Here is a 12684-nt window from a genome sequence, read left to right on the forward strand (position 1 = left end):
TCAAAGCCGGCCGCAGGCCCACGCGCTGAGAAAGCCGGCCGCATGGCCCCTGCTCGGAAAGAGCAGGCCGCAGGCCCAAGTAACGGGTCCAGCCGCATGGCTGGTCCGGGGTGTGGGGCGGAAAGCCCCACGACTTCAAAGCCGGCCGCAGGCCCGCAGTGTTCGACGTTGACGCATCCAATTATCGACTTCTGCGTCGCCGTGCTCGACACCGACAAGGCAAAAAAGCTGTTCCGGTGCATGACGATGACCGAGGTCTTGCGCTACGTGTTCGGGACCGGGACCGGGATCGCGGTCGGTCCGTTGCAAGACCGGGTTTTCAACTTCTACGAGCGCAGCGCAACGATGGTCGACGGCGGCGGCAACGTCTGCGGAAAGATCGGCCTGCGCGACGACGGCGCGATTCAAATCAGCCTGACAGGGCAGGGGTGCCAGCACGTCCCGTCATGGTCGCAGGTGGCTGATCGCCTCGATGACCTGGGCGCCCGGGTATCTCACGTCGACATCGCCGTCGATGACCTGACCGGCGAAACCTTCGATATCCAGACCTTTCTCAATCTCTACGAACAAGGCGAATTCACCATGAACGGACGGCCTCCGAACGCGCAGCATGTGAGCGATTGCGGCAGCGGAAAAGGCTGTTCGTTCTACGTTGGGCAGCGCGGTCACAAACAGCTGAACATCTACGAGAAGGGCAAGCAGCTCGGCGATCCCGAGTCCAAGCACACGCGCTGCGAGCTGCGGCTCTACGCGAAGCGCATCGACCTGCCCAACGACGTGTTGCGCGAGCCGGGCCGCTACTTCGGCGCCGCGTATCCGATGCTCGAAGCCTTCGTGATTGGCGAGGTCGAACGCCTCGGCCTTCGCGAGCAAATCATCGACACCAGCGTGGGCGCGGCCCAACGCTTCATGCGCACGCAGGCGGGCACGACGCTCGGCGTGTTCGCAGCCTGCTTTGACAGCCCGGAAGCGTTCTTCGCCTGGCTGCAACGGACCATCCTCCGGAACGATCGCCCCGGGCGGTGGAAAGCAATCAAGGGCGATCTACACGCGCATGTCCGCGCATCCATCGAACGATCAATCCAAGAGGCTGCATAGCAATGAAAATCACCGTCACCAGCACGCATGTCGAAGAAAAGAAGTGGGCCAAGGGCGACCGCTCCGGCGTGATCCGCACCCAGGAAGCAATGGCCGAAACGCCTCGTTTCCGGCAGGTCATCCGGCTCGATTTGGGCCCGACCAACGATGCCCATCCGGTCGGCGAGTACTCGCTCGATCTGGAACAGGCCGTCAGCGTCGGCGACTTCGGCGATCTGAAGATCGCGCGTCGTCTCCCGCTGGTGCCAGTGGCATCGGCCAAGCGGGCCGCCTGACCGTGGCCACGGTGTACGTCCTGGCCTGCGCGTACGAGGACTACGACGTTCAGGCCGGGACGTGCGCCCAAGAACAATGGATTCCGCAGCCGTCGGTCATTCCGGAGCTGACGATTGCGGATGCACAGCAGATTGGCACCTCGATAGCGTTCCTCCTGGCTGTGGCGTTCGTGCTCCGACTGATCCGGAAATTCCTAGAGCAATTCAACTGACCGAAAGGAGTTCTACCCATGTTCCAGAAGCTGAAGTTCAACGCATCGTTCCTGCTGCTCGCCCTCCTGGCCTCGCTCGCCTCGTTCCCGGCGCTCGCCGGCGGCGGTGGCGGCGTCGACGTGTCCGGCGTGGTGACCGCGATCGAGGGTGCGGCCGGCCCGATCGGCCTGATCGGTGGCGCCGTGCTGCTGATCCTCGTCGCGATCAAGGTCTACAAGTGGGTGCGTCGCGCGATGTAACGCCCGCCGGCGCGGTGGGTCCGATACCCCCGCGCCGGTTCTTCTCCGAATCGAGGTGACGTAATGGATGCCAGTGCAGTGGTTGCGGTGATCAACGAGGCACTCGTTGCAATCGGCATGGTCGCGGTTGCCGTGCTGGTAACGCTGGCCTACATCAAGCTGTTTCGGTGGTTCGGTCGGAGTATCCAGTGATGGAAGGCTGGATCTTCCTCTGTGCGTTCGTCCTGGCACTTGTCATCGTGTTTTGGGACTGACCGTGCGCACGTTCTGGAAAGTGACCCGCTACGCCCGCGCCGCGCGGTTCTGGCTGTTCGTGCTACTCGCGACCGCTGCGTTCTTTGGTTGCAACGAAGCGCGCGCCGCGTGCACAAATACCAGTGGATTCAACTGGACATGTGAATACCAAGACGAAGCCTACGCGAAGGCTTCCGAAGTCACGCCGGGTGCTGTCGGTGAACTCGGGTGGGGTTGCAACAGTTTCCGAGGTGGCATAGGTGCGCCGCCGCACAACATTACCGGGTACTGGCAGGGTTACAGCGTTTCCGTGAGGTGCGGCAACCCTGCCTACGAGGGACTGAATTTCTCTACCATTCAGTGGGCTCAGCAGTGCCCCGCGGGTCAAGTGTGGAATGCAGAAACCAACACTTGCAATGAGGATTGCACGCAGCGCCCAGGGCGCGACTGGAATCCCGGGATTGCCGGCATTCCGAACGGCTCGACTACCTGTGACAACGGCTGCATGGGGTCGATCTTCAACAACGTCGGTGAGTCGGGTTACTTCATCACTTACGTGTCCGGCGACAAATGCGACGTACCGTTTCCGAATGCTTGCACGCCCGCTCAGCGCGCAGCGGGCTGGCGGAACAGCAACATCACGAACGTGTGTCTGCCGCCGACGCAGAATTGCCCGGACGGCACGGCACGCGACCCGCTGACCGGTGAATGCGGCAATGAGGCGTGCCCCGGTGGCATGGCGTTGAACCCGCAAGGACAGTGCGAGCCGCAGCAGGACAATTGCCCCGCAGGGCAATCGCGCGCACCAGACGGGAGTTGCTTGAATAACGACAACAACTGCCCCGCAGGCCAAGTGAAGGGCCCTGATGGCACGTGCAAGCCCGACAGCAACGATGACGGCGAGCCCGACGACGACGCGCCGGACAGCTTCTCGGGCGGTGAATCGTGCGATGTGCCGCCGTCGTGCTCGGGCGATGTGATCATGTGCGGACAGGCACGCATTCAGTGGCGTATCGATTGCAACACGCGCAAGGACACCAAGGTCAATGGCGGCGCCTGCAACGCGATCCCGCTGTGCGTGGGCAAGAACTGCGACGCTCTGGAATACGCGCAGCTGCTGCAACACTGGCGGGCCGCCTGTGCGCTGGAGCGCCTGGCCGAAAATGGGCTCGGCGGTGGCACCAACGACGGTCCGCCGGAAAGTTGGGATTCAACCGTTGACGCGGCTGCCGTGGTCGACCGTACGGCGGGGGAGGGTGATCCGGGCGACGCGTTCACCGATGGCAGCGAGAACAACGGCGGCACCGGCGGCGATCCCGGCGGTACCGGTGAACTCGACACCAGCGGATTAGGTTGGGGCAGTACGTGCCCGCAGCTGCCGGTGGTGACCGTCTACAGCACGACCATCGATTTCAATTCGATCATCGGCGGCAAGATGTGCAGCTGGTTTCAGCTGGGCGGGCAAATCGTGCTGCTCCTGGCCGCGCTGCTGTCGCTGCGCATCCTCTCCGGTTCAACGAGCGTCTAGACATGGCATGGCCTCTGTTACTGGTAGGCGGCGCGACCGCGCTCGCGAAGCGACTCACTGCAAGCGCCATCGTTGCCGGCGTGGTGAGCGGCATCACCTACATGTTCAAGACCAAGTTGGGTCTATTCATCATGGCCGCGATGATCTGGCTGGGCATCAATTTCGCCACGATCAAGATCGTGTTGGAACCGGCAATTGATCTGTTGCTTGGGTACGCCGATGGCGGCCTCGGCGGCGGTGAGTTCGCGCCAACCGCAATCGCGTGGATGGGCGTTCTGCAGTTCGATCGCGCAATCACCATGGTGGTGTCCGCGATCGTGACCAAGCACGTCGTCATGCAGGGCCGGCTATACCTGTTCAAGCGCGGATTTGGAGCCACGCCCTGATGCCTATCGAACTCATCACGGGCCTACCTGGCACCGGCAAAACCGCGTGGCTTGTTGACCGCATCATGACGGAAGGCGAGAAGCGTAACCCGCGTCCTCTGGTGGCGATGGGGATCAACGGTCTAGAGCCGGGGCTGGCCGCGATCGTCGACGATCCGAAGCGGTGGGCCGAAATTGTCGACCGCACGCAAGGCGATTGCACCTGCCCGCTGATTGGCGGCGATATCGATCCGTCGACCGGCACCTATCAGCCGCACACGCACCGCATTCCGAAAGGCGCAATCGTGTTCGTCGACGAGGCGTGGAAGTGGTTCGGCCACCTGCACGACGCGTCCCGGCAGGCCACGCCCAAGCACGTGCTCGACCTGGCCGAGCATCGGCATATGGGCATCGACTTCGTGTGGACGACGCAGGGCCCGGCGCAAATCTATCCGTTCGCCCGGCAGTTGGTCGCCGATCATACGCACTTGGTGCGCAAGTTCCGCACGCAAATCCTCGATGTCTACAAGTGGGGCGAGTTGAACGAGGATGTGAAGTCCGAAGGCAAGCGGATGGCCGCGCTGCGCAGTACGCGCGCGATCCCGAGCCGGGCGTACGGCAAGTACAAGTCCAGCGAAGAACACACGATCAAGTCGCGGGTTCCGTGGCGTGTGTTCGCGTTGCCGGTGCTGCTGTTGGCCGCCGTGCTCGCCGGTTGGTTCGCGTTCCGCATGTTGCAGCCCGATGCTGTCGCCAAGTCGGTCGGATTGGGGACGGACGCGGCCTCAGCCGCGGCCGGCCCCCGCACGGACGAAAGCACGCCCTCCCGGGCGACACCACGCCGACCGGCAACGCCCGCCGAGTACGCCGCCCTTCACCTCCCACGGTTCGCGACCATGCCGCACACGGCGCCGGTGTTCGATGACCGGGAGCCGCTCTCTGATCCGCTGCTGATGTGTATGGCAGGGCAGGCGGGCACCGATGCCCAGGGCGAGTTCAAGGACAGCGCGTGCACGTGCCTGACGGAGCAGGGCACCCGCTACGACATTGCGGATGGTGAGTGCCGGCGTGTGGCGCGCTGGGGCCAGCCTTACAACCCTTACCGGCGCTCCGGGCAGCAGATGGCCGCAGGGGACCGCCAGCCGTTGCAGGAACGCCCTGTGGAGCGGCGAGGCCCATCCGGTCCGATGGCGACGCTGGCGGGCGAGGGCGGTCCTGCTGCGCGTCCTGCGGCTTATGGTGGAATGCGGGAGGCCGCATGGTGATCGCGACGCTACCGGCACGGCCGGCCGCGCTGTCGGACACCGGCGCGCTGTTCCTGAAGCTCGTCGCCTTCGGGCTGATGGTGCTCGATCACCTCGATTGGTTCCTGTTCGCCGGCGACCTGGGCGCGCACGCAACGGCCGGCCGCATCGTGGCGCCGACCTTCGTGCTGGTGCTGGCGCTCAACCTGCAGCACGTCCGTGAGCCTACACACCTGCGCCGGCTGGTGCTGCGGCTGCTGGCCTTCGGCGCGCTCGCGCACGTGCCATACGCTTACCTGCAAGGCGCGTTCGTGCCGTTGAACATCCTGTTCACGCTCGCGCTTGGCGTCGCGATTATCGGCCTGTGGCGCGAGGGCTACACGCTGTGGCCGGCGTTGCTGCTGCTCGCGTTCGGCCTTGTGGTCGATTACGCATGGTTAGGCGCCGCTGCGGTCTGCGCAGCCTACTGGCTGACCGCGCGAGGATCGGCGCCGGCCATGGTAGCGACCGTCGTCGCCGGCCTGTTCGCGATCTGGAACGCGTCGCTATGGTCGTTCGCGGTGCTGCCGCTGGTCGCGCTGGCGTACGCGCTCGACGGGCCCGCGCCGCGGCTGAAATGGCTGTTCTACGTCGGCTATCCTCTGCACCTGGTGGTGCTCGCCCTGATCAGGAGTTACCTATGAACGTTCCAACCCAGGCTGTTCCCTTGGAAGCGGGTAACGTCATGCAGCGTGCCAAACACGAATTGTTGGCCTTGCGCGCCAACGCTACCGCGCAACAGCTGCTCATCCTCGACCAGGTCTGCGAGGCGTTGCGGGAAGGGATGCGCGGTATCAGCAAGACGCGGTACAGCAGCATTGTTGACGGCGGGTAGGGCTCCGCTGCCCTTGGTCATTCTGGCTGCCGTGGTCGTTCTAAGATGACGTGGCGACCGTCGCGCCAGCATTCGAAGCGTCCGTCGTCGCGTTCGATCAGGATTGCGTCGCAATCAGGCTCCAACGCGAACTCAACCGGTCTGGTTTCGCGAGTCGATAGCAGGTAGCTCACAGCTGCGGCGAGCGCGAGTGCGGCGGCCCTCCAAGCGACATTGCGCATGGTCAACAGCGGCCTACGCTTGTGTACGTGCTGCCCTCGATCTTGAAGCGCGTCCCATTGATGCACCTGGTATCGCGCATCGCTTCTTCGTAGCGTCGACCGCGTTCGGCGGCCTCGGCTTTGAGGCGTAGATATTCCGCATCGTCGGCCGCTGTCCACGCGCGGCCCTGAGTCATGGCCGGTGCCGGCGGTGGTGGCGGTGGCTCAGCCGCGGGAACGTCGCCGTAGCGCTCGTTCCATGCCAGGTGGGTTTCGCCGAGTAGCTTGAGTCCCGCGAACATCAGCGCGGCAATGACAGCGCCGATGATCATGATGTCGATGAAAACCGGTCGGTCTCGCGGCGGCCGCTTGGTCTGAACGTCCATACTCACCCCCGGGCGCATGATACCCGTGGGCGGGGCGGGGTCTAGCCCGGTCCGCCTGCCGTCTCGATCACTTGGACGATCTGCAATGCCTCCGGGTGGAGCCGGTCGGCTCCGCTGCCGCATTCCGCAATCCGTGTGGCCACGTGGGCACGTGCGGCCTCCAGGTCTCCGTAGATCGCTGACACCGTGAATTCGAACTCGTTTTGCCGGGAAAGGATCATGTACATGTCGGTTCCTCGCTGTTAGTGGGTCATGGCGCGCATCCGGGCGCTTCCTTCCGGATGCTCGCCATGGCGAGCGCATCGAGGGGGCCGGGTGCGCGGTCAAGTGCCGAACCGGCAGCGCAAGGGCGACCAGAGGGAGCCGCTGTAAAGACAAACAGCCCTGAGCTCGGACCTCGCAACGCTGGAACCCGGCAATTGACCGGGTAAGCGCCCGGTTCCCGGGCAAGCACTTGCGATCGCGCGTAGCGCGGCTTCGTCTCGGCTGTCAGCCTGCGGCGACCCCGAAACGCTCCGCATGCCAGTCCGACCGGCGGATCCGCAGAACGGTCACCAGCGGCTCGCTACGGGGCTTCCTGCGCGCCCTGATCGCATCGCGACGGGCCTCGGCCTGCTGGCGCCAGAGGAGCCCGCGCAGGCGTTCCGGGCTGATCCGGTCACCATCGGGACCGACGAGCTCGCGGCCAGCGAGCCGCCAGCCGTCCCACGGTCCGTGCAGCGGCTGGGTGTTGTGCACCTGGCGCGCGTACAGCGCTCCGGCGCATTCGTTCGGGCAAGGCTGGCCAGCGGGCCAGCAGGGCGGTCGGGTCATAGCGTCCGTGCCTCGATGCTGGAACTCGACGGCCGTGCAAGACGCGTGCCGAGCCAGATCCACAGCAGGCCGAGCCACATCGGCCATTTCGCATAATGTATATTATGTCATTTCCGCACGAGCCCACTGCGCCGCGGCATCTGTCGGTAGTACCGAAACTCTGTCGTCTGATCCTTAACCATGACATGAGCCGTAACCGTTTAGAGCCGACAACCGTTGGTTCGGCGGCGCGCTGCACGCGCTGTTGCCGAAAAGCGCTGTCACCGGCTTAAATGCGAGCGTGGAGTACGTAGGAAGAACGAATCCGTAGCTCGTGCTCAAGTCCTTGCCCGCCGACAACCGCACGCCGAACTGTTCCATGATGCGTATCAGCACACCGCCTTTCCGGCCGGAGACCGCCTGTCGGTCGAACTCGAAGCTTCTGGATCAGCAACTCAGCGTGCGGCGTGACAACGCCCACAGCGTCATTTCCCAGATCCACGGCCCGTATAATGCCTTCGTTAGTCAATTCGGATTCGAGTGCCCGCTTGTTCTAAGCGAACTTGCAGACCTACTTCCGAAGAAAACCTGCGCATTGTGCGAGATGAAGCGATGCGCGGTCGTCCGGGAACCTTGCAGTGATTGCCGCGCGCGCGTCGGCTGAAATACAATCAACCAGTTCCGTCGACCGGCCACGTCCTACTCTCGGGAACCAGGCCTCCAGGTCCGAGAGCATGGCAATTGCGCACATCCAGTTCCAATCGTGACTGTTGTTGCCAGTCTTTCTAGCCGAGTAGCGTAGCGAACGGCAATGCGAACCAGCGCCCCTACCCCCGATAACGTCCGCTCAACATCGGGGACCACTCCTCCCTACCCCCGATAAAGTTTCCTAATCACCTAAAAACTATGACCCAGCCTCCTGCTAGGTCGCATCTTTGACTCCAGTCAGCGTTCGTATCGCGTGGCACTACCAGAGTTAACGGTTCCGATTACGCCTGGCCTGACGATCTGCGAAGGCAAGTCCGTTATCTCCACCCTGCAAGCTGAATAGTCCACCTTTGTTCTGCTCGAGCGACCTGTCGTTTCATACTGAACACGACGGATGGGTTCGGAGCGCATGGACACGTGCTCCCTTCCCCATCATCCGTTCTGCCGTCCTGACGGATGGCAGTTCACGCAAGGCGGGCCCGTTCTCGACAGGGCGCTGACCGTCCGTCGGATCGGCGCCGGTTTTGATTGCGGCCTGCGTTTGCTACTGATAAATCGCAAGCTCGCGCCGTGGTGGGGATACAGGGGCCGGCGCGCGGCTGACAAAGACTGGATGCTTGCCGTCGCATCGTCACGGAGGTCGTTGTGCGAAAGTCGCCCCTGGATCCGCGCCCGGAGTGGCGCCCGTCGCGCATGGTTGCGCCCGTTCCGCCATTGCCGTGGAACCGCTCGTCATTCCCCTGCGCCGGGAGGCCGTCATGAAACGGCGTCCGCGTTCGCGTGGGTGGAGCCTTTCCCTCATGGTCCTGGTCCTCGCGCTGACGATACTGGGTACCGTCAGTTGCGTTCCCGGCAAGACCTACCGCACCCAGCTCAAGACGGCGGACTACTGCGTCGCCCGCGACATGCGCGATTGCCCCCGCGATGCACTGCATCTGGTAGCCGGCGCGCCGCAGGGCGTGTCGTCTCCCCTACTGGGTTTCGTCGAGTTCGATGACCAGGGCTACCTGCGCGAGCCGGTGCTCAAGGATCAACTCGTCCGCCATCTGGGCAGCCTGGCGGCCACGCGTCCGCTGCTGATCGTCGTGTTCACCCATGGTTGGAAACACAATGCCGATCCGGCCGACGGCAACGTCGCCGCCTTCAGCCAACTACTGCTCGATCTGGCCGCCGCGGACGCGGAAGGCTGCGCCAACACGCCGTGCCAATCGCGGCAGGTGGTCGGCGTCTATCTCGGCTGGCGCGGACTCTCCAACCGCCTGGAACCGTTCAAGACGCTGAGCTTCTGGGATCGCAAGGGACGCGCGCACCGCGTGGGCGGAGACGGCGTCACCGAAGTTCTAGCCGAACTGGCCAAGATCAACGCGCGGGATCGGGAGAGCCGGCTCGTCATCATGGGCCACAGCTTCGGCGGCGCGGTGGTCTACAACGCCGTCAACCAGATGCTCATCCGCGATACCGCGTTCCTCAACCGCGACCGCGTGGCCCGCAACGTCGCCGACCTGATCGTGCTGGTCAATCCGGCCTTCGAGGCCGCGCGATTCAATGCCATCCAGCGCAAGGCCTCCGGCTTTACCTTCGTCCCGAAGCAGAAGCCGATCCTGGCCATCTTCACCTCGGAGGCCGACACCGCGACCAAGCGCGCATTCCCGGCCGGGCGCGCGTTGTCCACGCTGTTTTCCGAGCACCGCGATGCACGCCAGCGCAGCCAGAACATCCGCGCCATCGGCCACTACGCGCCCTTCCAGACCCATACGCTGACCGAAAACAAGGGCACCGCCACCACCGCCAGCCTCGGGGAATTCGCCTGTGCGTGGCAGGCGTACAGCCGTGGCGATACCGATCACTGGGCGGCGGGTCCGGTGGCGCTGAACCGGATGGCGCCGCCGGACTCCGGTTCCCGGCGGTTCAACCCGTATCTGGTCGTGCGGGTGGAGAAGGGCATCATCTCCGGCCATAACGACATCTGGGGCGAGGCGTTCTCCGACTTCGTCTATCGCTTCGTCGCCGTGCAGGACTACCGCACCTGTCCATCGGCATCCCCCATGGAAGATGCCCCCACGGAAACTTCACCCACAGACGCCGCACCCACGGAAACAACGGAGGTTGCCGATGAACGATCCGCGCGCCAGCCGTGAGCGTCCGCTCCTGGCCGCCGGATTGGCGCTGGCCTTGGGCGCCTGCGCTACCGCGCCGGCCAACCGGGAATCTCCCACCGCAACCGCATCGCCCGAACCCTCCCCTGCAGCGGCATCCGAGCCCGCGCGCGATACCCGCCCCACCGCGGCGGACGGCACGGCAGCGCAGGTCCCGGCCACCGTCACCCCGGTTCGCCCCGACGCCCCGCCCCGCAACACCGTCGTCCCGCGCAGCTATCCGGAACCGGCCACGCCCGCCGGGCTCCCGATGGCCAGCGCGGATCCGTCCACCATGGTGGCGCACTTCATCAACGTCGGTCAGGGCGACGCGATCCTGCTGGAGTTCTCCTGCGGCGCCATCCTCATCGATACCGGCGGCGAGCGCACCACGCGCGCACGCGGCAGCGATCTGCTGCGCAGCTACCTGGAAGAATTCTTCGGCCGCCGCCACGACCTGTCACGCACCCTGGACCTGGTCGTCCTGTCGCATCCGCACTCCGACCATACCGACGGCGCATCGGCCCTGGTGGAAGCCGATCCCGCCTTCGACGTGCTCAACCTGCTCGACGACGGCGAACCCGGCAGCCACGACTCCGGTCGCAAGGGCCAGCTCGCCTTGCAGCGCTATGTTACCGAGAACGAAGGCGGCTATGTCGGCCTCAGCGAGTCCGACGTCAAGAATGTCTCCGGGGTCAGCAACGCGGTCATCGACCCCATCGACTGCCGTCGCGCCGGCGGCATCGATCCGAAAATCGTGGCCTTGTGGGGACGCGTGGATCTGGATGTGGGCTGGGCCAATGATCGCAACAACGACAGCGTCGTGGTGCGGGTGGATTTCGGCAAAGCTTCCTTCCTGTTCGTGGGCGACATGGAGCACCAGGGCCTGTCGGCGATGCTGGAGTCCTACGAGGCGGACCCGCGCATCTTCGACGTCGACGTGCTGAAAGTCGGCCACCACGGCTCGATGAACGCGACCACGCCGGACTTCGTCCGCGCCACCAGCCCGAAGATCGCGGTCATCCAGGCCGGTGACACGGCCTTCATCAACGAACCCCACAACGCCTACGTCTACGGCCATCCGAACCGCGCCGCGATACGCATGCTGCTGGCCGACGACGGCGGCGTGTCGATGGCGCGCGAACCCACCCAGGTACGCGTGGGCATCAAGGGAAAAGGCCTGGGCGCCGATGCACCGCCGCCGCAGTTCACCCGCATGCGGCTGGACAAGGCCATCTACAGCAACAGCTGGGACGGCAACATCGCCGTCGTGGCACAGGCCGATGGCACGCTCGAAGTGGAGACCGAGTACTGAACATGGGCAGCCGGGAGCGCCGTTCCGAATCGCCGGGATCCGTCGAGGACCTGTCCACCGATTTGCGCGCGGCCAAGACCGAAGCCAGCGACCGCTACTTCGCCAGGTCCTCGCGACATCCGCTCGCGCCCTTCGTCCTCCGCCGCGCGCTCGCCGGACTACGGGAGGTCGGCGGCCACCAGATCCACGCCATCGGCATCGGCCACAAGCTGACCAACGGCAAACCGGGCGATGCGTTGTGCGTGCGCTTCTATGTCTCCCAGAAACTACCCAAGCGCCTGCTGTCCGCCCGGGCGCGCATCAACACCCATATCGACGGCATCGACACCGACGTCATCGAAGCCGCGCCCGCCTTCCCGGCCATGCCGCTGGCCTGTTCGCGCGCGCGCCGCCAGCACAAGCGACCGCTGCGCCCCGGGGCGTCGATCGGGCTGGAGACGGTGGCCGGCGGCACGCTCGCCTTCCCCTGCACGTCCCGGCTTGCCCCGGAACGCGGCCAGTCGCTGCTGCTGAGCAACAGCCATGTCTTCTCTGACTACGGCGTCGCGCCACCGGGTTCGATCATCTACCAGCCTTCGCTCGCAGATGGTGGAACACCACAGGATCGCGTGGGCCTGCTCCTGCGATCGGTGCCCCTCCAGGCCGGCGTGCTGGCCACCAACCAGGTGGACGCCGCCGTGGCCGTGCTGGACAACGGTATCGGCGTGGAAGCGGACATCTGCACCGTGGGCGCCGTGCAGGGCATCGCGCCACCCGCGGTGGGCCAGTTGGTGCACAAGCACGCCCGCACCACCGGTTATTCCTCCGGCGTGGTGGACGACATCGCGTGCGACGTGCTGCTGCCGCTGTCGCGGGCCGCGCCGGAGCGGCAGACCCGCTTCGTCAACCAGATCCGCATTCGCGCGCGGGCCGGCGCGTCGCTGTTCGCGCAGTTGGGCGACAGCGGCGCCCTCATCGTCGAAAAACCCGGCAACCGCGCGGTCGGCCTGCTGTTCGCCTGCCCCGACAACGGTACGCACGCGTTCGCCAATCCGATTCGTGCGGTGCTCGACCAACTGGACATCGACCTCGGCTAAGG

Annotated in this window: 16 protein-coding genes; 13 read left to right on the forward strand and 3 right to left on the reverse strand. The window is 65.0% G+C overall.

Annotated elements, in window-relative coordinates; translation table 11 throughout:
• The first annotated feature begins 201 nt into the window (after nucleotides 1–201).
• The 10 genes from JMO03_RS11345 to JMO03_RS11390 all read left to right on the forward strand — a co-directional run bounded on the left by JMO03_RS11345 (nucleotide 202) and on the right by JMO03_RS11390 (nucleotide 6070).
• Nucleotides 202–1098: a replication initiation factor domain-containing protein gene (locus JMO03_RS11345; RefSeq protein ID WP_202843408.1), complete on the forward strand. Its 897-nt coding sequence runs from the start codon at nucleotides 202–204 to the stop codon at nucleotides 1096–1098.
• 2 nt (nucleotides 1099–1100) lie between these two features.
• On the forward strand, nucleotides 1101–1373 hold the full coding sequence (locus tag JMO03_RS11350; RefSeq protein WP_202843410.1) for a hypothetical protein: 273 nt from the start codon (nucleotides 1101–1103) through the stop codon (nucleotides 1371–1373).
• A 2-nt stretch (nucleotides 1374–1375) separates the two neighbouring features.
• Nucleotides 1376–1585 carry a hypothetical protein gene (locus JMO03_RS11355; RefSeq protein ID WP_337926405.1) on the forward strand — a complete coding sequence of 70 codons (210 nt, stop codon included), beginning with the start codon at nucleotides 1376–1378 and terminating at the stop codon, nucleotides 1583–1585.
• Nucleotides 1586–1603: 18 nt separating this feature from the next.
• The gene (locus JMO03_RS11360; RefSeq protein ID WP_202843412.1) at nucleotides 1604–1825 is read left to right on the forward strand and encodes a major capsid protein; all 222 of its coding nucleotides are present in this window, start codon (nucleotides 1604–1606) and stop codon (nucleotides 1823–1825) included.
• Nucleotides 1826–1888: 63 nt separating this feature from the next.
• Nucleotides 1889–2017, forward strand: a complete 129-nt coding sequence (locus JMO03_RS11365; RefSeq protein ID WP_202843414.1) for a major capsid protein — start codon at nucleotides 1889–1891, stop codon at nucleotides 2015–2017.
• A 52-nt stretch (nucleotides 2018–2069) separates the two neighbouring features.
• Nucleotides 2070–3587 carry a hypothetical protein gene (locus tag JMO03_RS11370; RefSeq protein WP_202843415.1) on the forward strand — a complete coding sequence of 506 codons (1518 nt, stop codon included), beginning with the start codon at nucleotides 2070–2072 and terminating at the stop codon, nucleotides 3585–3587.
• 2 nt (nucleotides 3588–3589) lie between these two features.
• Nucleotides 3590–3973 (forward strand): DUF2523 family protein, encoded by a 384-nt coding sequence (locus JMO03_RS11375; protein WP_202843416.1) that lies wholly within the window; start codon nucleotides 3590–3592, stop codon nucleotides 3971–3973.
• Nucleotides 3973–5217, forward strand: coding sequence for a zonular occludens toxin domain-containing protein (locus tag JMO03_RS11380; RefSeq protein ID WP_202843417.1), 1245 nt, complete (start codon nucleotides 3973–3975; stop codon nucleotides 5215–5217). Before JMO03_RS11375 ends, JMO03_RS11380 begins: the two co-directional genes overlap by 1 nt.
• The gene (locus JMO03_RS11385; RefSeq protein ID WP_202843418.1) at nucleotides 5211–5879 is read left to right on the forward strand and encodes a TraX family protein; all 669 of its coding nucleotides are present in this window, start codon (nucleotides 5211–5213) and stop codon (nucleotides 5877–5879) included. Before JMO03_RS11380 ends, JMO03_RS11385 begins: the two co-directional genes overlap by 7 nt.
• The gene (locus JMO03_RS11390; protein ID WP_202843420.1) at nucleotides 5876–6070 is read left to right on the forward strand and encodes a hypothetical protein; all 195 of its coding nucleotides are present in this window, start codon (nucleotides 5876–5878) and stop codon (nucleotides 6068–6070) included. The genes JMO03_RS11385 and JMO03_RS11390 overlap by 4 nt, the downstream gene beginning before the upstream one ends.
• A 223-nt stretch (nucleotides 6071–6293) precedes the next feature.
• Here JMO03_RS11390 and JMO03_RS11395 read toward each other — a convergent pair whose 3' ends face one another.
• The 3 genes from JMO03_RS11395 to JMO03_RS11405 all read right to left on the reverse strand — a co-directional run bounded on the left by JMO03_RS11395 (nucleotide 6294) and on the right by JMO03_RS11405 (nucleotide 7394).
• On the reverse strand, nucleotides 6294–6656 hold the full coding sequence (locus JMO03_RS11395; protein WP_202843421.1) for a hypothetical protein: 363 nt from the start codon (nucleotides 6654–6656) through the stop codon (nucleotides 6294–6296).
• A gap of 41 nt (nucleotides 6657–6697) precedes the next feature.
• The gene (locus JMO03_RS11400; protein ID WP_202843422.1) at nucleotides 6698–6883 is read right to left on the reverse strand and encodes a hypothetical protein; all 186 of its coding nucleotides are present in this window, start codon (nucleotides 6881–6883) and stop codon (nucleotides 6698–6700) included.
• A 262-nt stretch (nucleotides 6884–7145) separates the two neighbouring features.
• The gene (locus JMO03_RS11405; protein ID WP_202843423.1) at nucleotides 7146–7394 is read right to left on the reverse strand and encodes a DUF3653 domain-containing protein; all 249 of its coding nucleotides are present in this window, start codon (nucleotides 7392–7394) and stop codon (nucleotides 7146–7148) included.
• A 1562-nt stretch (nucleotides 7395–8956) separates the two neighbouring features.
• Between JMO03_RS11405 and JMO03_RS11410 the strand changes: the two genes are divergently transcribed.
• From JMO03_RS11410 to JMO03_RS11420, 3 genes are read left to right on the forward strand one after another with little or no spacing between them, the layout of a single operon-like run.
• Complete coding sequence (locus JMO03_RS11410; protein WP_202843424.1) at nucleotides 8957–10294, forward strand: alpha/beta hydrolase; 1338 nt, start codon at nucleotides 8957–8959, stop codon at nucleotides 10292–10294.
• Nucleotides 10269–11606, forward strand: a complete 1338-nt coding sequence (locus JMO03_RS11415) for an MBL fold metallo-hydrolase (RefSeq protein WP_202843425.1) — start codon at nucleotides 10269–10271, stop codon at nucleotides 11604–11606. Before JMO03_RS11410 ends, JMO03_RS11415 begins: the two co-directional genes overlap by 26 nt.
• 2 nt (nucleotides 11607–11608) lie before the next feature.
• On the forward strand, nucleotides 11609–12682 hold the full coding sequence (locus JMO03_RS11420; RefSeq protein ID WP_202843426.1) for a chymotrypsin family serine protease: 1074 nt from the start codon (nucleotides 11609–11611) through the stop codon (nucleotides 12680–12682).
• Nucleotides 12683–12684 lie beyond the last annotated feature (2 nt).

Origin of the sequence: Luteimonas saliphila, from assembly GCF_016774335.1 — a bacterium.
In the GTDB taxonomy this organism is placed as follows: Bacteria; Pseudomonadota; Gammaproteobacteria; order Xanthomonadales; family Xanthomonadaceae; genus Luteimonas; species Luteimonas saliphila.